The organism is Saccharothrix tamanrassetensis (assembly GCF_014203665.1).
GTDB classification, from domain to species: Bacteria; Actinomycetota; Actinomycetes; order Mycobacteriales; family Pseudonocardiaceae; genus Actinosynnema; species Actinosynnema tamanrassetense.
In genome coordinates, this window is the sequence record NZ_JACHJN010000008.1 from 330,844 (window position 1) to 349,852 (window position 19,009).

Genomic DNA, 19,009 nt, shown 5'->3' on the forward strand with positions numbered 1-19,009 from the left:
TGCGGGGCGACGGGCTGTCGCGGGGCTACTCCGCCTCGGGGCGGGGACTGCGTTGGACGATGTCGGCGATGAACCGTTCGGCCAGGTCGCGGACCTTGATGTTGTCCTGCTGCGACCGTTCGGCCAGCCGTATGAAGGCCTCGTCGGCGGTGACCCCGTGAGCGGCCATGATCACGCCCTTCGCCTGGTCGATCACGGCCCGGGACTCCAGCGCGCCGCGCAGCTGCGCGGCGAGTCCGGCAGCCTGCAGGTACTTGCTGTGGCTGCGCAACGCGGCCTCGACCGCCGCCGTGTACAACCCGAGCAGCGGACCGTCCAGTTCCAGGAACCCGTGGCCCGGTCTGGCGTAGGCGTTGATGGCGCCGGAGTGCTCGCTGTCCACGAACAGCGGCGCGGACAGGAAGCTGCCCATCGCGGCGGCGCGGCTCTCCCGCGCGAAGACCGGCCAGCGGTCCTCGGCTTCCTCGATCGTCGCCCGCACCAGCCGACCGCTCTGGGCGGCGTCCAGGCACGGGCCTGCGTTCTCCCGGTACTGGACACCATCCAGTCGGGTGACGAGGTCGCTCGTCGCGGACGCGGTGAACGGCGTTCCGGCGTGGAGCAGCGTCACGCTCGCTTCGTCCACACCAGGGATCGCGTGGACCACCTGCTTGCAGACCTGGTCCACCAGGGCGCGGAGGTCGTCTTCACGGTCGAGTGCGTCCGCGAGGCTCTCCAGTGCGTTCGTGACATCGTCGAGCGCGTCGAGCAGCGGTGGACCCAGTTCTTCCGGTGACGTCAAGTTCATCTCCTCGTCGATCGACGAGGCCCCTCGGCGAGCACGGCACGAGAGACATCCGCAGGCCACTCGACTCTCACGCGTCGGCGCTGCGATGTCCCCACCAGCTCTTGTTTGAACCGGACGACTGTGCGGACGTCGGTGCACTCGTCCTTCACAAACCAGTCCGCGACGGCCACCGCTGTCGGCAGGGAACCGCGTCGGACCCGAAAAGGGTACACCGTTCGGTGACGAACCTCTTCCCCGCGGGCTCGCACCGCGAGCGTGCGGAACCCCCGTCCGAGTTCGTACCCTGGCACCTCACGGGCTGGGTGGTGACGTCATGCCGGCCGCACGACCGCTGGCGAAGGACGGATGTTGGACGGGCAGCGTCGAGACCGGCTCACGCGGATGGTCACGGAGTGCACCACGGCACACGGACGTTCGGGATTGGCGCAGGCGCTGTGCGACGTGTGCGTCCGTGTCCTGCCCGGCGTGGACGCGGCGGCGTTGACCTTGCGCGGTGACGCGCGAGCCCAGGAGATGATCGGCGCGAGTGATCGTTGGGCCGCCCGTCTGGAGGAGATCCAGTACACGGTGGGCGAAGGACCCGGGGTGGAGGCGTTCGACATCGGCGGCCCGGTCCTCGTGGGGGACCTGAGCGCCGACGGGGCGCGGTGGCCGGGCTTCACCGCGAACACCGCGTCGGAGGACCTCGCGGCGGTGTTCGCCTTCCCCCTCCAGTTCGGCGGCATCCGGCTCGGCACCCTCGACCTCTACCGACGCCGCCCCGGCGGCTTGTCCGCGGACGCGATCGCCGATGCCGCCGTGTTGGCCGACCTGGTGACGCTCGCCCTGCTGGAGCAGGACGAACTCGCCGGGGACGACGACCGGCTGCGGATGGTCGTCTCCTACCAGGACGTGAACGTGGCGACCGGAATGCTGGCCGCGCAACTGCGGATCGGTCTCGAAGACGCCTTCGCCCGGCTGCGGGCGCACGCGTTCTCGTCGGGTCGGTCGGTCTTGGAGGTGGCCCGCGACGTGCTCGCCCGGAGCATCCCCCTGGACCAGCTCGCGGACTGACCGTCGCTGCGGGCGTGGTGGCGCGGTGAGCCGTATGCTGCTCGCGTGCCCGGTGTCCACGACCAGATCGCCAGCGAGTTGAGCGAACTCACGGCGAGCCTGGTCGGACAGCACGACGCCGACTCGGTGCTGCGCCTGGTGACGGCCGCGTGCACGAAGTTGCTCGGGGCGTCGGCCACCGGCGTGATGATGGTCGACCCGCGTGGCGGGATCAGCGTCGTGTCGGCGTCCGACGAACGGGCGCGGTTCGTCGAACTGCTGCAGAGCCAGATCGACCAGGGCCCGTGCGTGGACTGCATCCGCGGCGACGTGGACGTCGGCTGTCCGGACCTCGCGGCCGAGTTGGATCGCTGGCCGTCGTTCGGCCAGGCCGCCTTCGACACCGGTTTCCGCGCGATCCACGCCGTCACGCTGCGCCTGGACGGCCGCCCGGTCGGCGGCCTGAACCTCCTCTACACCCGGACCGCCCACTGGGAGACGTGGCAGGAACGACTCGGCCGCGTGCTCGGCGACCTCGCGGTGCTGGGCCTGTCCCAGGAGCGCGACCCGTCCCGCATGCACCGGCTGGCGGAACGGACCTTGACCGCGCTGAACGACCGCGTGCTGCTCGCGCACGCCACCGGCTTGGTCGCCGGCGTGCTGGACACCGACACCGGACAGGCACGGAGCCTGATCTCCGACTACGCCGCCAGGCGTCACGACCCCCTCCGCGACGTCGCCCGCGCGATCGTCGACGGCGGCGTCGACCCGGCCGCCCTGCGCCCCACCCCGGACTCCCGCTAGCCGGCCCGGTCCGGGTCGGCTCGCCCGTCGGCGATCGCCGCCACACGCGGGGTCAGGACGGTGGCGGCCGGCGAACGGACCCGGAGCGGGTGACCGGATGGCGTGGTGCACGCAGGGGTCGTCGCGTCACGTTCGGACCAGGTCGGTCGCCCGGAGGTGCCGGCTGGCGACGAGGGTCGCCGCCACCGTCGCCAGGTAGAACGCCCCGACGAGGACACCGATGTGCGGCCAGGGAATCCGGAGCGTGAGCGCGTCGATACGCCATGCGGCGATGATGATCGACGGGACCGCGATGGCCGGCGCCAGCAAGGTGCTCACACCGACGACCACGGCGGTCTCGATCAGCAGGACCTGCCTCGCCCAGCGGCTCGGCAGGCCGATGGTGATCAGTCGGCCGAGGTAGGTCCGCAAGGTGCCGACCTGCGACCTGGCCACGGCCATGGTGGCCAGCAGGGCGACCAGCGCCAGGCCGGCCACTGCCGCGTAGAAGGTGGTGGGCACGAACGGGGGGCTGGGCGCCTCGTGGACGCCCACGAGGCCGTGGTCGAGCCGGGCGTCCAGGATCGCCTGCTGCGCCGCGACGGCGTCGGCGTCCGGCACGCCGGTGAACACGATCCCGCCATCGGTGAGCGGCAACCCCAGCCCGCGCGCGGTCCCGGTGAGCAGGACGTCCCGCTGGGTGGCCCGCCACGACGGTTCGAGGTCGTTCCACGCCAGCACGCCACCGCCGCGCAGCAACTCCGCCTCGGCGGTCGTCAGCGGGCGGTTGGTCAGCCGGCCGGCCTCCTCCGGGGTGTCCACGGCGAGCACGCCTTCCGCGAGCCGCAGGCGGATCGGCGGTTGTGCGAAGTCGACCCGCCGGGTGACCGCTTCGACCGCCTCGGGCGGTGGCGGCTGGGTGAAACCGCCGACCCCGCTGAGCACCACCTGGTGCGGGGGCACGAGGGGCACGGACCTGGCTTCCTGGGTGGCGGCATCGGTGGCCACCAACGTCAGCAGGGCGACCGGCGCGGCGAGCACCGCGGTGAGCACCGCGACGGCGGCGACGGCCCTGCCCCGGTTGTGCAGCAGTCGTTGCCGGCCGAGCCGCAGCCGGGCCCCGGTTCCCGGCAGCCGCCCGATCACGCCGCCGACCAGGTCCGGTGCGGCCAGGAGCACCGCCACACCGATTGTTCCGGTGAGCAGCATGGCCTGCGGGATGCCGTCCAACCTCGCGACCTGGAACACGATCACGCCGCAGGTGACGATGGCGGCGCACCGCCGCACCAGGGCGGTTGCCGCGGGTCGGTTCCGCCGCGGGCCCAGGACCACCGCCGCGAGCAGGCAGGCGGCAGCGGTGATGAGCAGTAGCTGCCCCACCGGTGACCACAGGCCGGGCAGTTCCGGTAACGGCTCGGCCTTCCACCGCGCGACGATCCGCCGAGCGAGCACGCCCAGCCCGACGCCTGCCGCCACCCCGAGCACGGTCGAGATCATCGTCCACGCCGTGATCGCCAGGCCGACGCCCGCCACGGCGCGGGGCCGGGGGATGCCCAGCGACGTCAACACCGCCAGGCTGTCCGACGACCGGCGCCTGGTCAGCCCCAGCACGGTCAGCACGGACAGCAGCGGTAGCGCGAGCGCCGGGATTCGGTGCACCAGCGGGAAACGCTCCACCGACGACCGGGCCTCGCGCGCCAGTTCGGTCCGCCGGTCGGTGATCCCCCCGGTCAACTCGGCCGGCGGAGCGCCGATCGCCGATCCGACGGCCTCCACCACCCGGTCCCGATCGGCTTTCCCGCCCCAGTACAGGGTGGCGTAGGCGGTCACCCCGGCGACGCCGATCCCGGCGAAGCTGCCCCGGCCCGCCAGGACGGTCTCCCAGTCCGAGTACCGGTCGTCGGCCGTCCCGACGACCCGGAAGGTGTGGTTGCCCGCCAGCACGGACACGGTCTCGCCGCCGGGCCACATCGACCCGCTGAGCACCACCTCACCCGGTCGTTCCGGCCACCGCCCGGTCACCAGCGAGAAGCGCTCCGGGAACGGCCCGGCGGCCCAGTCCGCCTCGACGTACTTCGTCACGGGCGGGTCGAGCACGGCGGCCCTGATGTCCAAGGACGTCACGGACACCATCGCGTCGGACGCGCCGGCCCGGCGTGCCGCCGAGGTGATCGTGCCCACCAGGTCGGCGTTGCCGGGGGTCAGGCCGAAGACCGCGCTGAGGTCGGCTTTGGTGTCGAAGCGGCCGAGGTCCCGTTCGACGACCTGTGCGCCGGAGAGCGGGAACGCCTGCAGGGTGATGAACAGGGCGGTCAACACCGCGGCGGTCACGCCCGCGACGGTGCTGGACCACGCGAGCGCGCGGTTGCGCATGAGCTTGCGCGCCAACGAGAGTTCGAACCTCATGACACCCTCTCGCGGACGATCGGGCGGCCGTCGACCATCTCGTACACGGTGTCGGCCAGCTCCTGGCACCGCTCGTCGTGCGAGCACACGACCGCCAGCGAGCCCTGGTCGCACAGCACCCGGATTAGCTCGAAGAGCTCGCGCGAGCTGCGGGAGTCCAGCGCGCCGGTGGGCTCGTCGGCGAGCAGGACGCGGCGCTCACCGACCAGCGCCCGCGCGATGCCGACCCGTTGCCGCTGCCCACCGGACATCCGGCTCGGCACCCGGTCGCCGAGGCCTCCGAGCCCGACCCGTGCCAGCTGTGCGGAGGCTTGGCGCAGCGCCGCCCGGCGTCCCACGCCGAGCGCCTCCAGCGGCAGCGCGACGTTCTCCAGCGCGGTGAACTCCTCGATCAGGTTGTGGTCCTGGAACACCACACCGATCGTCTCCAGCCGGAGCCTGGCGCGCCGGCTCTCGCCGAGCAGGCCGAGATCGGCCTGCCCGACGAGAATCCTCCCGGCATCGGCGGTGTCCAGCCCGGCGATCAGGTTGATCAGGGTGGACTTGCCCGAGCCGCTCGCCCCGAAGACGCACACGAACTCCCCCTGGTGCGCCGTGAGGTCGGCGTCCCGCACCGCCCGGACGGTCTCGGCGGCGGAGACGAACGACCGGCTGACGCCCTCGACCACGAGCCACGGGTCCGCCGAGCGGGAGGATCGGGTCAGCATCCCCGGTCAGTCCTCCAGGACGACAGCTTGTTGTCGTCCAGCGAGTTGATGTCGGCGTCGTTGCTGACCGAAGCCATGCCGACGCAACGGCCCCGACCGTTCTGGTCGTGGTACCACGCCGCCCTCACGTTGGTGCGGTTCTTCCACGACGACATCTCGTCGTTGTTCGCGAGCGCGATGTTGGCGACCCCGTTGAACGGTGCCCGCTCGCCGATCTTCACGTAGAAGTTGTTGTGCTTGTAGATGCAGACCCGGTCGGCGCCGCAGGCGTCTGCCTTGACCTCCACGTCGGCGGAGGCGACGCCGATGCCGCCCGTGATGATCGCCCCTGCGATGGCCCCGGCGATCGCCAGTTTCGCGAACCTCATGAAATCCCCTGTTCTTCGTTCCGACCCGCGCTTGTCGGCAGGCTGGGGCAACTCTGAGCCCCGCCGCGCCCAGATCCCGCCCAGATCCGGTGGGTCAACACCCGCGGTCGGTCCTCCACGACGTCACCTCGCTGCCCTGGAGGTCCGCATCCGACCCGAGCGCCCGCAAGGTGATGCAACGTCCACGACCACCCGGGCCCTCGTACAACGCCGCGTTCACCCGCGTTTGATTCCGCCACGAGGAAACCTGTCGGCCGAGCGCGGGTGGAATGTCCACGACGCCACCTCCGGCGGCACGTTCGCCGATCTTCACGCGGAAGTCGGGGTACTTGTAGATGCACACCCGGCCGGCCCCGCACACGTCGGACCGGGTGGACGCTTCAGCGGCCGCCACACCGGCGCCACTTGCCAGAACGGCCGCGGAGACCGCCCCGACGACCACCAATTCGTTGATGCCCACAAAATCACCTGTCCCCTATCTGACCGGTATCCGACCTGCACATTCGGCAGTGCGCACAACCGTGGTCGCCCGATTGCCCAGATCCCGCCCAGATGCGGCAACCCGTCGGGCACACTGCGAACCGTGGAATTCCGCATCCTTGGACCCTTCGAGGTCCGTGATCGAGGTGCGGCCGTCGCGCTGGGGGGCTCGCGACAACGGGCGGTGCTGGCGGCACTGCTGCTCCGGGCCAACGAGACGGCCGGCATCGGCTACCTCGCCGAGTCCGTGTGGGACGCACCGCCCGCGACCCCGGCGTCCAACCTGCGCACCTACGTGGCGGGGTTGCGGCAGCGCCTCGGCCCGTCGCGGCTGGTCACCAGGTCCGGTGGCTACGCGCTGGTCGTCGGCGAAGGCGAACTCGACCTGATGGAGTTCGAACGGCTGAGCGCGGCCGGTGACCGCGCCCTGCACGGCGGGGACCTCGCCGCGGCGGCGGACCTGTTCGACCGGGCGCTGCGGTTGTGGCGGGGCGGCGCGCTGGAGGGCCACGCCGCCGGCCCGGTGCTCCGGTCGGAGTTGGCCAGGCTGGAGGAGCAGCGGCTCGCCGTGGTGGAGCGGCACGTCAACGTCCGGCTGGAACTGGGGCAGCACGCCGATCTCGTCGGGGAACTGCGCAAGCTCGTCGCCGACCACCCGCTGCGCGAGGAGTCGTGGGGGCAGCTCATGCTCGCCCTCTACCGGTCCGGCCGCCGGGCGGACGCGCTGAACGCCTACCAGCAGGTCTACCGGATGCTGGACACCGACCTCGGGGTCGCGCCGGGCCAGGCCCTGCGGGAGCTGCACGGCGTGCTGCTGGCCGACGCCCCCGTGCCGCAGCGCGTTCCCACCGACCACCGCCCGCGCCAACTGCCCCCGGAGGCCGACCACTACACCGGCCGGGACGGGGCCCTGGACGAGCTGTCCGGGCTGGTCGGCCGGGAGTCCGCCGTCCTGCCGGTCGTGACGGTGACCGGCTGCCCCGGTGTCGGCAAGACCGCGTTCGCGATCCGCGCCGGCCACCGGCTGGCCACGTCGTTCCCGCACGGCCAGCTGTTCGTCGACCTGCGGGGAGCCGACCGCCGGCCGCGCCGACCGGAGGAGGTGCTGGCCCGGTTCCTGCGGGACCTCGGGGTGGCCGGTGTCGACGTCCCGAGCCGGGCCGAGGAGCGGGCGGGCATGTTCCGCGACCGGTTGGCGGGCAGGCGGGTGCTGCTCGTGCTCGACAACGCCGCGTCGGAGGACCAGGTCAGGCCGCTGTTACCCGGCCACCCGGGCTGCTGCGTGCTGATCACCAGCCGGAGCAGGCTGACCGGGCTGGACACCTGCAAGCGGATCCGGCTCAGCGCGCTCGCCCCGGCCGACTCGGCGCGCCTGCTCGGCAAGCTGGTGGGCGACGAGGCGGTCGAGCGGGGCGCGGCCCGGCGCATCACCGAGCTGTGCGGCGGCCTGCCGCTGGCGCTGCGCATCGTCGGCACGAAACTCCGCTCGCTGCCCCACCTGACGGCGGACGCGCTGGCGCTGCGGCTGGAGGACGAGCAGCACCGGTTGGACGAGCTGGTCGGCGGCGACCGCGAGGTGCGGGCCGGTTTCCTGCTCAGCTACGCCGGCCTGGGCGAGCCGGAACGGCGGGCGTTCCGGCTGCTGGCGCTGCTGCCCGGCGCGAGCTTCCCGGCCTGGGCGGCGGCCGCGGCGCTCGATCAGGACCTGCACCCCACCGAGCGACTCCTGGAGCGGTTGGTGGAGGCCAACCTGCTGGAGTGCGGGACGAGTGCGGCGGGCCGCCTCCGGTACCACTTCCACGACCTGCTCCGGCTGTTCGCCGAGGAGAAGGCGGAACAGGACAGCACGGCAGAGGAACGGCAGCACTCGGAGCGGCGCGTCCTCGACGCCTACCTGCACATCGCGCGCCAGGCCGACGTCCGGCTCGGGTTCGGCGGCCTGCCCGAGTTCCGGGCCCCGGCGCTCGACCTCGGCGCGCCCGGACTGGTCGAGGACCTGGTGGCGGACGCCCCCGGCTGGCTGGACGAGGAGCACGGCTGCCTGCTCGAAGCGATCGAGACCTCGGTCCGCAACGGGTCCGACGAGCTGACCTGCCGGCTCGGCGCGACGATGGGCGCCTACCTGGAGCTGCGCGCCCAGTGGGACGACCTGGTGCGCGTGCTGGATCTCGGCCTGGCCGCCGCCCGCCGGTCGGGCAGCGCCTACTGGACGGCGTTCGCGCTGTTCGCGCGGGGTCTCGCGGCCAGGGAGCAGCGGGAGTTCGCGTTGTGCGAGAAGCTCTTCCGGGAGTGCCTGGAGGTGCTGCCCGCGGCGGGCGACGCCCTGCTGGAGGTGGTCACCCTGCTGTCGGTCGGTGTCGGCCACCGGTTGCAGGGCAGGCTGCCCGCCGCGGCGGCGTGCTTCGCCGAGTGCCTCCGCCGCCTGGCCGTGCTCGACCAGCCGCGGTGGCTGGCCTACGCCCTGCGCGAGTTGGGCGTGCTGCACCGCTACCAGGGGCGTTGGGACGAGGCGGAGCGCTGCCTGCGGCGGGCGACGGACGAGTTCGGCCGGCTGGGCGACCGGCGGTGGCGGGCCGCGTCGCTGCGCGAACTCGGCATCGTGCGGCGCGAGCGCGGCGACGTGGCGGAAGCGCTGGAGATGCTGAACGCGAGCCGGCGGGAGTTCCACGACCTGGGCGACCGGCGGCGGGAGGCAGCCGCCTGGCGCAGCCTCGCCTACCTGCACCTCGGCGTCGGCGACCTGGATCGGGCCTACTCGTGCGCGGTGCGCAGCCGCGAGGTGTTCGCGCTGACGCTGGACGAGCACGGCGCCGCGTGCACCGAGGTGTGCCTCGGCGACATCCACCTGGCGCTGGGCGACCGGAGGCAGGCGCTGGCACTGATCAGGCGCGGGCTCGCGGTGTTCGAGAAGCTCGACGACCCGCGCCGGCTCGCCAAGACCCGGGTCAGTCTCGAACGCGCGCTTGCCTCGGACTGACCACGGTGCGGACTGACCACGGCCGAGCCGGCAGCGCGTCGGATCGCGCACGGGGCGGAGCCCGCGCCGACCTCCTCGACCGCCGGAGCGTGCGGGTTTCCGGACCGGCTGCCCGCCGTCACCGCCCTGCGGCGCGGTCGCCGGGGCCTACTGCTCCTCGACCAGCACGATCCGGCCGGTGCTCCCGTCCACTTCGACCGTCGCGCCGTCGGGCAGCACCGTCGTCGCGTCCGGGACCGCGAGCACGGCGGGCAGACCCTGTTCGCGTGCCACGATCGCGGCGTGCGAGAGCAGGCCGCCGGTCTCGGTGACGACCGCGGCCACGACCCCGAACAGCGGGGTCCACGCCGGTTCCGTGGTCCGGCACACGAGCACGTCGCCGGGGCGCACCCTGGCGAAGTCGTCCGGGCCGAGCACCACGCGCACCGGTCCGGTGGCGAGCCCGACGCTGCCGGGCGTGCCGGTCAACGAGGTGCGATCCGCGGCGCTGTCCGAGGACGCGGCGCGCGCGGTCGGGAGGGCGGCGGTGACCGGACGGGCCTGCAGGATCCAGATCCGACCGTCGGCGATCGCCCACTCGACGTCCCGTGGCCCACCGAGCAGGCCCTCGATCTCGCGGCCCAGTCGGGCGAGCCGGAGTACGACGTCGTCGGCCAGGCAGAGCCGGTCCCGGTCGGCGGGCGGCACCTCGCGCGTGACGACCCGCGTGCCCACGCGGTCCAGCCGCGCGTCCTTGACGCCGGTCGCCCGCCGGGCGATCGCGTCATCGGCCACCACCCAGGAGTCCGGAGTGATCCGACCGTCGACGACGCGCACGCCCAGACCCCACGACGCCTCGATCCGGATGTCGGTTCCGGTGAACAGCACACCGGCGACGTCGGCGTCCACCAGGCGCTGCACCAGCACGGCGGTCGCGGGCAGGTCGGCCCGCGCGTCCTCGGCCCGCCACCGCCGGTACTCGACGGCACGCTCGGACCACAGTGACGCCCAGCACCTGCGAACGGCATCGGCCACCTGGTCGGGACCGCGGACGCCCAGGAAGGTGTCGTGCTGCCCCGCCGCGGCGTCGACACCGTCCTCATTGGTCGCCGAGGAACGCACGGCGACGCAACCGTCGCCGGACGGGTCGGCGATTCGTTCGAGCGCAAGGGAAATCTCGCCGACCAGCGCGGGAGGAAGGGTCGCCCGCCCGACCAGCAGTCGCGCGGCCCCGGCCCCGTGACGGGCGGCGCCGGCGAGATCGAGGCCGGCGACGGCCTCCTCGTAGACGCTGGTCGGCACCACGAATCCCGGCGGTACCGGCAGCCCGGCCCGCACGAGCCGGGCGAGCGGAGCGGCCTTGCCGCCCGAGGTCGCGGGCCCGGCCTCGGCCAGGTCGATCAGCACCGCTCCTCCGGCACTCGCTTCTGCCCGCCGGGCCCGGCCTTTTCAGCGCGTGCACCGTCGTTTGACGTCGGGGGCTCCTGCCCGGATGCTCTGAACCATGACGCACGCCTCACCGTCGCGATGGTACTCATCGCCGGACCTGCTGGTCCTGCACGCAGTTCGGGTGACCGGCGTGGCCGACGACCTCGCGGTCGCCCGTCGCACCGGGGTCGACCGGCACAAGGTTTCCGAACTGCTGGAGGACAACGAGGCCTACGGCTGGGTGACGCGCGTCGAGTTCGCCGGCACCGGCGGGTGGACGCTCACCGGGCGGGGCAAGGCCGAGGACGCCAGGAGGCTCGCCGAGGAGCTGGACGAAGCCCGGGCCCGGACCGTCGTGGAGGACGCGCATCGGGCGTTCCTGCCCCTGAACGAGCGCCTGGTGCGTGCGTGCACCGACTGGCAGCTGAAGCCCGAGGACGGGAACCAGTTCGCGGTCAACGACCACAGCGACCCGGAGTGGGACGCTCGCGTGCTGGACGAGCTTTCCGCGCTCGCCGACGAGCTGGGGCGGTTGGTCGGTGCTCTGACGGGAGCGCTGGCGCGGTTCGGTGGCTACGACGAGCGGTTCTCCGCAGCCCTGGCCCGCGCGCGTGCGGGGGAGGGGCAGTGGGTGGCCGGTGTCGGCGTGGCCTCCTGCCACGCCACGTGGATGGAACTCCACGAGGACCTGCTGTCGACCTTGGGCGTGGAGCGCGGCGCGGAGTCGGGACCTCGGTAGGTTGCCCTTCATGGCGACCCGACACCTCTACCTGGCGCGCCACGGTGCAGCGGATGAGTTCGGTCGACTCACCGACGTCGGGCGACGGCAGGCGAACCTGCTCGGCGAACGGCTGGCCGGCCTGCCGGTCGACGCCGTGTGGCACTCGCCGATCCCACGCGCCGTGGCGAGTGCCCGCGAAGTCGCCCGGCACCTGCCGGACGTGCCCGTCGCCGAGGCCGTCGAACTCACCGACCACGTGCCCTACGTCCCGGGTGCGACCGAAATGCCGCCGCCCTGGGCCGGTTTCTTCGACGAGTACGACGACGCCGAGGTGGCCTCGGGTGGACGGCTCGCCGAGGCCTTGGTGTCCCGGTTCGCGAGAGTCGCCGACCAGGCCACGGAAAGGGCACAGGCCGACACACCAACCGCGACGCACGAGGTTCTGGTGACGCACGCGTTCCAGATCGCTTGGCTGGTGCGGCACGCACTCGGCGCGCCGCCGCACCGGTGGGTCGGTTTGAACAGTGCCAACACGGCACTGACGGTGATCCAGTACCGCGACGGCCTCCCTCCCGCGCTCGTGATGTTCAACGACATGACCCACTTGCCGGCCGACCTGCGCTGGACCGGGTTCCCGGCGGCCGTGCGGCCGTGAAGCCCTTCGGTCGACGCCGTTCCGCCGTGTCGGCGTCCGGGTCACGACGTCATCGTCGGGTAGTTGCCGCAGCGGGTCGTTCAGTGTGGACAGTTCGAGGACACGCCCCGGGCGCGGTCGATTCAGTGTTGTGCGGATGCTGCGGGGATACCCGCCGCGCGCAAAGCCTCCTGTGCCGCGACAACGGCACTGTTCATGGAAATCTCACCGCGCATTCCCGGTGCCGCGACCATGTCGCCCGCCAGGAACACATCTCCTCCGCGCACGATCGCGGGACGGTCACGCCAGGTCTGCCCCGGCAGGTCGAGAGCGCCGCTGCGTCCGCGTGCGACGGCGTCGCGCTTCCAGGTGGTGCGCTCCCGCCAGCCCGGGACGGCGAGGTCGGCGAGCTCCTCGACCCTGGCCATCGCGTCGGCTCGTGACTCCCCGGACCGGATCGGCATGTCGAGCTGGAACAGCGACTGGTTCTCCGGCGCGAGCGACGGGTCCTGCATCGTGTAGCACTCGTGGAACCCGCCCTGGTCGGCGTCGAACACGATGAACATGTCGCCGCGCCTGCGGTGCACCGCGAGGTCCAGCATGACGCACCGACCGCTCTCCCACGTCAGGCTGTCGTCACCGAGCAGGGCGCGGGCACTGGCCAGTTCGGTGGCCACGATCGTGGGCACCGACGGGATCTCCGTGACCCGGGAGTTCAGCTCGATCTGCACGCCGAGCTCCCGAGCGCGCCGCGCCATCCGCGCGAACACCGTGGGCCAGCCACCGACCACGTACCGGACTGCGGGGCGGGTCGGGGCGAAGACGCGGTGCAGCTGTTCCCAGACGAACGCCGCCGACAGCCGGCCGGTGTCGGCGTCGAACGTGACGACGGAGATCGCGTTGGCCGCTGCCTTCGCGGCCTCGGCGCCGTACCGCTCGCCCGCCCAGCTCGCGAAGTCCCGGTCCACGGGGGCGGAACGGCGCCGGTCGCGGATCATGCGCAGCAGGCCGGGGAAGGGCCGACGACGCAGCTTCCCCCGGTACCGGAAGCCCGCCACCAGCGCTGCCCGCGCCGGGATCCCGGCCAGGTCGCCGATCAGGTTGCGTTCAACCAGCCAGGTCCAGTGCGGGCCGTCGGCGTAGAAGACGTGGGCGCCCTCGTGCGCCACGTACGGTGGCGGAGTCGTCCGGCCCCTGCCGCCGAGGGTGGAATGTGCTTCGTGCAGCGTGACCGCCGCACCCGCTTCCGCGCAGGCGATGCTTGCCGTCAGCCCGGCCAGCCCGCCGCCGATCACCACGATCTCTCGCGCCACTTCCGTCTCCGTGCTCCTGTCGGCAACCCGTGTACCAACGGGACGGGACAGCACCGCGAGACGTGACAGGTGGAATCCGCCGGCCGGGGACAGGGCGGTGTGGTGGACACGCGGCCGGGTGCCGCGTGTCCACCCGTGACCCTCCGCGGGAGCGCTTACCGCCCGAGCACGGTGCAGGTCGCGGTCGCGGTCTTGGTCGGGTCGCTCTCCGACGTGGCCTTGAGGGTCACCTTGGTCAGCAGCGAACCGCCGTCCCGCTTCACGTGCACCGGGACCTGGACCTGCCGGCCGAACTTCGCCGTGGCCAACGCGTTCGGCACGGAGACCGTCCAACCGCGATTCTCGGCGGTGGCCGAGACGCGGTACACGTCGCCGTCGAGGTACGGCGCGACGTCCTCGGGGTGCTGTCCGGCCGGGGTGGCCCCGCGACCGGTGTTGAACAACGGGAACCGGCAGGTGGCCACGCCGTCCGAGCCGGTCCGGCCGGCGGTCGGCAGGACCCGCACGCCCCGCCGCTGCGGGCCGCCCGTGCCGTCGAGCGACCGGATGGCGACCGTGTAGGACAGCAGGCCCTGGCGGTCGCGCTTGACGTTCAGCACGTAGAAGTGCAGGCGGTTGGCCTGGTCGACGTACTCGAACTCGCTGCCCGAGCCGGTGCCGGCGTGGAACAGGGCGTCCGAGAGCTGGCGGTAGTCGCCGACCGTGATGGGCACCTTGGTCCCGTCCGGCAGGACGTAGTCGGTCATGGCGATGTCCTGCGGGTTCGCGTCGACCACCCACGCGAACGGCGCGCGGTCCTCGTTCTTGGTCTTGGCGAGCAGCACGCCCGCGTCCGGCGTGAACGAGTCCGAACCCATCCGGTCCACGACCTCGACCGTGTAGTTCTGGTAGCCGCCGCCGTCGCAGAGCGGGTCGGTCCGGACGTCGCAGGCGGGGGAGAGGTCGCCGTTGTCGAGCGCGATGTCGACCCCCGACAGCCCGTTCGGCCCGGGTTGCACGGTCCGGGCGGTCACCTGGGCGATCACCGTCCCGGAGTCGGCCAGTGCCGCGCGGGACAGCCGCAGCACGTTGCGCTCGTCGACGATGCCGAGCTTGATCTTGTTGCGCAGCACGTGCTGCGCGCCCATCGACGCGCCCGCGGTCGCCGGGATGACCCAGCGGGAGTGCGGGCCGCCGGGTCCGTTGAAGGAACCGCGGGACAGCATGTCCCAGATACCGGTGTAGGCGCGGCGCGGCGGGTTGCCGTACGGGTTGTTGTAGTTGTCGCCGATGCCGAGCAGGTGGCTCAGCTCGTGCGCGTACACACCCTGGCCGGAGCTCTCCGCCTGCGTGGACGAACCGCTGCCGGCGTTGGGCCAGAGGCTGGAGCCCGCCGCCCACGACGTCCAGTCGACGTAGCGGGTGCGCGACCAGTTCGGCAGGGCGGCGTCGGGCGGGCCGAACTCGTCGGGCACGTCCTCCTTGGTCGGGAACTTCATCGTCCCGAACTCCTGCCAGGTGCCGGACTCGTCCTGGCCCGCGGACAGGAAGTAGACGAAGTCGAAGCCCGCCGGCACCGCGGACCCGACGTCGGCGACCCAGGCCGCGCGGCCGTCGGTGCGGATGTCGCGGTTGCACGTGTCACCCGCCGGGCAGCCGGTGCCGTCCTGGAACTCCATGGCGTACTCGTGGTCCTTGCCCGGCATGGTGTACGGGCCGAACCCCGTCAGGTCGACGCCGTAACGCCCGCCGGAGTCCTCCATCCAGTACTCGTGCACGGTGTGACCGCGGTTGAGCCCGTTCGGCTTGTTGAGGAAGTCCTGGTAGAACTGCGCGACCCGATCACGCGGGATGTCGTGGGCTTCCGTGCTGGGGTTGCCGAACACCGTCGACTGCGGCGGCTGGGTCACGACGAACGGCTGGTTCGGGTAGTCCAGCAGGACCAGCGCGCCCTTGAAGGTGCGCACCGAACCCTTGACCGACGGGTCGGCCCAGTTGGTGCCGGGGATCTTCTTGTAGTCCCGCTCCCACGTCATGTGGTCCGGGTTGACCCAGTCCTGCGGGTCGATGGGCCCCGGGAAGCCGGCTTGCGCGGCCACGCGCGCGGAGTCCCGGGTCTGCTGCCACGGCTGCTGCTGTGGCCAGTGGTCGTACTGCCAGGGGTGTGGTGGCACGTCGTGGGGAGCGGCGACCGCGCCGGCGTTGCCCGCGATCAGCGCGGCAACCGAGAACAGCGCGGTCAATAAGAGGACAGGGCGCCTGTGCCCACGACGAACCCGTGTGTGGTGCATGCCACCTCCGTAGAGTTGTCCACACACGCTAACCGCCGTCAATCGCCCGGCACAGCCTTCGGTCCGGTTGTCAGTTGCTGGTGTTCACCGCCCCTGCCTGCCGGTCGTCACCGACTCGTCGCCGTCGTGAACCGCGTCGGGTCTCCAGGTCCACGACGCTCAGGGAAGCTCGGCGCCGTAGTCCTGACCCGTTCGGCGGGCCAGGACTACGACGTGCCGGCGACCGTGGTCGTCGCCGGGTGGCCGGAGGGCCTGTGTCGCGCTCGGCAGGTGTCTTGGCGTCAGCAGGGTTTCGTGGTGAAGTCGTGTCGCGTGCGGACGGCGCCGGAGCTGGATTCCGCCAGGATGAAGCTCCGCTTGGCGCGGTCCGACGTGCCGAGGTCGACCCGCAGCTCCGCGTTGATGTTGAGGTTGCGGTCGCCGCCGCACGGGGAGTAGACGATGTCGTCCGGGTTCGGCCAGTAGGTCGATCGCCACTCGTCGGACATCGGGCCGGCGAACGGGAAGTTCAGCGTCGTGTTGTTCGACGAGCCCTGGAAGTAGATGTTGATGCGGTGCAGGGCGGTCGCGCCCGGCTCCAGGTGGGCGTAGCCGTTGTACGAGGTCCGGGCGAGGCCGTAGGTGTGGTTCGGCGGGAGGCTCACGCGGAGGTTCAGCTGGCAGTTCTTCCGGGAGTCGGCGGCATCCGCCCCGGCGCCCGCATGGGCGACGAACGCGCGGTAGGAGACGCTGAAGGTCGTGCTGCCGGCCGAGACGTCCGCGGTCCCGGCGGGGCAGCCCGATCCGTTGACGCTCACCACTTCGACCCGCGTCGGGGGAGCTGGTTCGTCCGCAACGTCCGTTCCGTCGGCCGGAACCACCGTGGAGACGGCTAAGAGCATCGCCGCTGCTGTGGTCAGCATGAGGGGCCTTTCTGAATCCGTGTCCGGTTGCGGCGGCAGCACCAGACGGTAGCGGGAGCACCTGTGACGAAACTCCACCGGATGGACGATCGCGCACATTGGGTGAGCTCGGCTGTCGCCTGTCCGAATCAGTCACTGATCGGGTGACCAAAACATCGGTTGGGTGCGCCGCTGCCGGCCGTGCCCCGGTTCTGCTACCCGGTGCGCAGCTTGATTCGTTCGTCGGTGTGTCCGGGGGCGATGGCGTCGCCGTAGACGCACAGGCCGTTGGGGAACTCCGCCGAGGCGTCGACCACGAACTCGACGGTGTTCTGGCCGGGGCGGAGCAGCGTGGCGTCGAACTGCCAGGTGTAGTGGGCGCCGCGTCCGTCATCGGGCGTGACGCGGCGGACCGGCAGCGGTGTCCGGTTGACCACCAGGGCGACGTCGGAGTGGCGCGCCTGTGCGTCGGAGTAGCCCACGGCATCGGCGGACAGCCGTGCGGTCAGTTCGGCACGGGTGCCGCTGAACTCGTCCAGGTCGATGCGGTAGACGAGGCGGCCGGTGGACTGTCCGTATACGTGGGCGTGGGTCACGCCGTGGCGCGTGTACAGGTCGTTGGCGGCCTCGTAGAGAGGACCGTATGGCTGCCAGGAGGAGGCGGCGACGTCGTAGGAGGACGGTGGGATCTCGACGTCGAGCAGCTTGTCGGTCGGGGCCGGGCGCTCGGTCGAGTGATCATCCGGCACCGCCGACTCCGCGGGTAGCAGCCACACGGCCAATGCCGCGAGCCCCGCCACGGCGGCCAACGCCACCCCGATCATCGCCACCGCGACTAATGGTCTCCTGTGTTGGGGCCGTTCCACGCGCGCCTCCTCGAAGCCCTGGTTGAGCGCGCCAAGTCAACCGGACACCGCGGCGGCTCGGTTCGACCGGTGCGGTGAACCTGCGACGGCGGGTCGCCTGTCCACCGCACCGGAGATTCGCGATGACCTCAGGGCCGCTGTGGCCTACCGGCTCGCCCGCTCGATGGAACGCCGGACCAGGCTGCGGATCCCCGGCAGCTGGATTGCCCGCATCATCAGGTCGCGTGCCCGCACGTGTGCCTCGCTGGGCGGGGCGAACTGGCTGATCCCCTTGCGGGCCAATGCTTGCCGCTTGCGGATCTCGGGACGAAGGTGAGCCTCCCAGTGGGCCAACGCCGCGGGGACATCGCTACCGTGCTCCGCCAGCGCGGCACCCAGCCGGTCGGCCCCGGCGAGGGCGAGGGCCGCGCCGTAGCCGGCGAACAGCGTGACGCACCAGGCCGCGTCGCCGAGCAGCACGACCCGCCCTCGGCTCCACCGCTCCATCACGACCTGGCTCACGGAATCGAAGTAGGCACCGGACGGGTCGGCTCCCAGTTGGCGAAGCGCGTCGGGCACGCCTCCGCCGAGGTCCCCGAACGCCGCGGTGAGGCTCCGCACCGGTCCTCGCGCCAGCTCGGCCGCCGGATCAGCGTGGCGGTAGGTGAAGAACGCCGAGGACCGCCCTGGTCCCAGGTTGATCACCGCCGCCGTGCGCCGTACGCCGATGAACGTGGTCCCGGCCGCCTCCGGCACGTCTTCCGGAACCCGGTCGAGTGGGAACGCCCCCACCAGGTGCTGCAGGTCCACCCGGAAGTCGGTCTCGGGACCGAACACGACCCGGCGGACGCCGGAGTGCAGACCGTCGGCGCCGACGAGGAGTTCGGCGCGCTCGGACGTGCCGTCGCTCAGCACGACCCGGACTCCGGCACGGTCCTGGGTGACGGTCCGCACCGTGGTGCCGAAGCGGATCTCGACGACATCGCGCACCGCCTCGTACAGCGCGGCCTCCAGATCGCCCCTGAACAGGGTGATCACCCGTGCGCCCAGCGCGGCTTGCGCGAACGCGGCCGGCACCACGAACTTCTGCCGACCGTCGGACTTGACCAGGATCGTCGTGAACGCACCGAGGCGTCGACGTGCCAGCCCGGGCAGCACACCGAGGCGTTCCGCGGCGTCGTAGCCCTGTCCGGGCAGGTTCACCAGGTAGCCGCCGCTGCGGCGGGCCGGGGCACGTTCGACCACGAGCACTTCCCACCCCGCCTGGTGCAGTCGCAGCGCGGTGGCCAAACCCGCGATCCCGGCGCCCGAGACGACCACCCGTCCTGCCCGCGCACCGCTGCCCCCGACACCATCCGTCACTGCCGCTCCCCGGGTCCGAACAAGTATGAGCATGTG

At 72.1% G+C, this 19,009-nt stretch carries 16 protein-coding genes; 5 read left to right on the forward strand and 11 right to left on the reverse strand.

What is annotated here, in order from left to right; all coding sequences use genetic code 11:
• Positions 1-25: 25 nt before the first annotated feature.
• Positions 26-787 (reverse strand): ANTAR domain-containing protein, encoded by a 762-nt coding sequence (locus tag FHS29_RS25700; RefSeq protein ID WP_184694712.1) that lies wholly within the window; start codon positions 785-787, stop codon positions 26-28.
• Positions 788-1,132: 345 nt separating this feature from the next.
• Between FHS29_RS25700 and FHS29_RS25705 the strand changes: the two genes are divergently transcribed.
• Positions 1,133-1,840, forward strand: coding sequence for a GAF and ANTAR domain-containing protein (locus FHS29_RS25705; RefSeq protein WP_184694714.1), 708 nt, complete (start codon positions 1,133-1,135; stop codon positions 1,838-1,840).
• Positions 1,841-1,885: 45 nt separating this feature from the next.
• The gene (locus FHS29_RS25710) at positions 1,886-2,623 is read left to right on the forward strand and encodes a GAF and ANTAR domain-containing protein (protein WP_184694716.1); all 738 of its coding nucleotides are present in this window, start codon (positions 1,886-1,888) and stop codon (positions 2,621-2,623) included.
• A 126-nt stretch (positions 2,624-2,749) separates the two neighbouring features.
• On the opposite strand, the gene FHS29_RS25715 is transcribed toward FHS29_RS25710, so the two are convergent.
• From FHS29_RS25715 to FHS29_RS25730, 4 genes are all read right to left on the reverse strand, one after another.
• On the reverse strand, positions 2,750-5,008 hold the full coding sequence (locus FHS29_RS25715; protein ID WP_184694718.1) for a hypothetical protein: 2,259 nt from the start codon (positions 5,006-5,008) through the stop codon (positions 2,750-2,752).
• A complete protein-coding gene (locus tag FHS29_RS25720) occupies positions 5,005-5,715 on the reverse strand; it encodes an ABC transporter ATP-binding protein (protein WP_184694720.1) in 711 nt (236 codons plus the stop codon). The genes FHS29_RS25715 and FHS29_RS25720 overlap by 4 nt, the downstream gene beginning before the upstream one ends.
• On the reverse strand, positions 5,709-6,083 hold the full coding sequence (locus FHS29_RS25725) for a peptidase inhibitor family I36 protein (protein ID WP_184694722.1): 375 nt from the start codon (positions 6,081-6,083) through the stop codon (positions 5,709-5,711). The genes FHS29_RS25720 and FHS29_RS25725 overlap by 7 nt, the downstream gene beginning before the upstream one ends.
• A 94-nt stretch (positions 6,084-6,177) precedes the next feature.
• Positions 6,178-6,543, reverse strand: a complete 366-nt coding sequence (locus tag FHS29_RS25730; RefSeq protein WP_184694724.1) for a peptidase inhibitor family I36 protein — start codon at positions 6,541-6,543, stop codon at positions 6,178-6,180.
• A gap of 123 nt (positions 6,544-6,666) precedes the next feature.
• Between FHS29_RS25730 and FHS29_RS25735 the strand changes: the two genes are divergently transcribed.
• Positions 6,667-9,540: an AfsR/SARP family transcriptional regulator gene (locus tag FHS29_RS25735; protein WP_184694726.1), complete on the forward strand. Its 2,874-nt coding sequence runs from the start codon at positions 6,667-6,669 to the stop codon at positions 9,538-9,540.
• A gap of 147 nt (positions 9,541-9,687) precedes the next feature.
• On the opposite strand, the gene FHS29_RS25740 is transcribed toward FHS29_RS25735, so the two are convergent.
• Positions 9,688-10,926, reverse strand: coding sequence for a PEP/pyruvate-binding domain-containing protein (locus FHS29_RS25740; protein ID WP_184694728.1), 1,239 nt, complete (start codon positions 10,924-10,926; stop codon positions 9,688-9,690).
• A gap of 172 nt (positions 10,927-11,098) precedes the next feature.
• Between FHS29_RS25740 and FHS29_RS25745 the strand changes: the two genes are divergently transcribed.
• Positions 11,099-11,686, forward strand: a complete 588-nt coding sequence (locus FHS29_RS25745) for a transcriptional regulator (RefSeq protein WP_221456585.1) — start codon at positions 11,099-11,101, stop codon at positions 11,684-11,686.
• A gap of 10 nt (positions 11,687-11,696) precedes the next feature.
• Positions 11,697-12,323 (forward strand): histidine phosphatase family protein, encoded by a 627-nt coding sequence (locus FHS29_RS25750; RefSeq protein WP_184694732.1) that lies wholly within the window; start codon positions 11,697-11,699, stop codon positions 12,321-12,323.
• Between the two features lie 122 nt (positions 12,324-12,445).
• Here FHS29_RS25750 and FHS29_RS25755 read toward each other — a convergent pair whose 3' ends face one another.
• From FHS29_RS25755 to FHS29_RS25775, 5 genes are all read right to left on the reverse strand, one after another.
• Complete coding sequence (locus FHS29_RS25755; protein WP_184694734.1) at positions 12,446-13,615, reverse strand: FAD-dependent oxidoreductase; 1,170 nt, start codon at positions 13,613-13,615, stop codon at positions 12,446-12,448.
• A 155-nt stretch (positions 13,616-13,770) separates the two neighbouring features.
• Entirely contained in the window at positions 13,771-15,837 is a 2,067-nt protein-coding gene (locus FHS29_RS25760) for a M6 family metalloprotease domain-containing protein (RefSeq protein WP_376774469.1), read from the reverse strand.
• A 329-nt stretch (positions 15,838-16,166) separates the two neighbouring features.
• Complete coding sequence (locus FHS29_RS25765) at positions 16,167-16,682, reverse strand: DUF4360 domain-containing protein (RefSeq protein ID WP_184694738.1); 516 nt, start codon at positions 16,680-16,682, stop codon at positions 16,167-16,169.
• Positions 16,683-16,981: 299 nt separating this feature from the next.
• Positions 16,982-17,632: a hypothetical protein gene (locus FHS29_RS25770; RefSeq protein ID WP_184694740.1), complete on the reverse strand. Its 651-nt coding sequence runs from the start codon at positions 17,630-17,632 to the stop codon at positions 16,982-16,984.
• 144 nt (positions 17,633-17,776) lie between these two features.
• Positions 17,777-18,973, reverse strand: a complete 1,197-nt coding sequence (locus tag FHS29_RS25775) for an FAD-dependent oxidoreductase (protein ID WP_312865096.1) — start codon at positions 18,971-18,973, stop codon at positions 17,777-17,779.
• Positions 18,974-19,009 lie beyond the last annotated feature (36 nt).

Excerpts from the sequence above, each read along its gene's own strand:
- FHS29_RS25700 (WP_184694712.1), bottom strand. The coding sequence starts at position 787 with ATGAACTTGACGTCACCGGAAGAACTGGGTCCACCGCTGCTCGACGCG.
- FHS29_RS25705 (WP_184694714.1), top strand. The coding sequence starts at position 1,133 with ATGTTGGACGGGCAGCGTCGAGACCGGCTCACGCGGATGGTCACGGAG.
- FHS29_RS25715 (WP_184694718.1), bottom strand. The coding sequence starts at position 5,008 with ATGAGGTTCGAACTCTCGTTGGCGCGCAAGCTCATGCGCAACCGCGCG.
- FHS29_RS25720 (WP_184694720.1), bottom strand. The coding sequence starts at position 5,715 with ATGCTGACCCGATCCTCCCGCTCGGCGGACCCGTGGCTCGTGGTCGAG.
- FHS29_RS25725 (WP_184694722.1), bottom strand. The coding sequence starts at position 6,083 with ATGAGGTTCGCGAAACTGGCGATCGCCGGGGCCATCGCAGGGGCGATC.
- FHS29_RS25750 (WP_184694732.1), top strand. The coding sequence starts at position 11,697 with ATGGCGACCCGACACCTCTACCTGGCGCGCCACGGTGCAGCGGATGAG.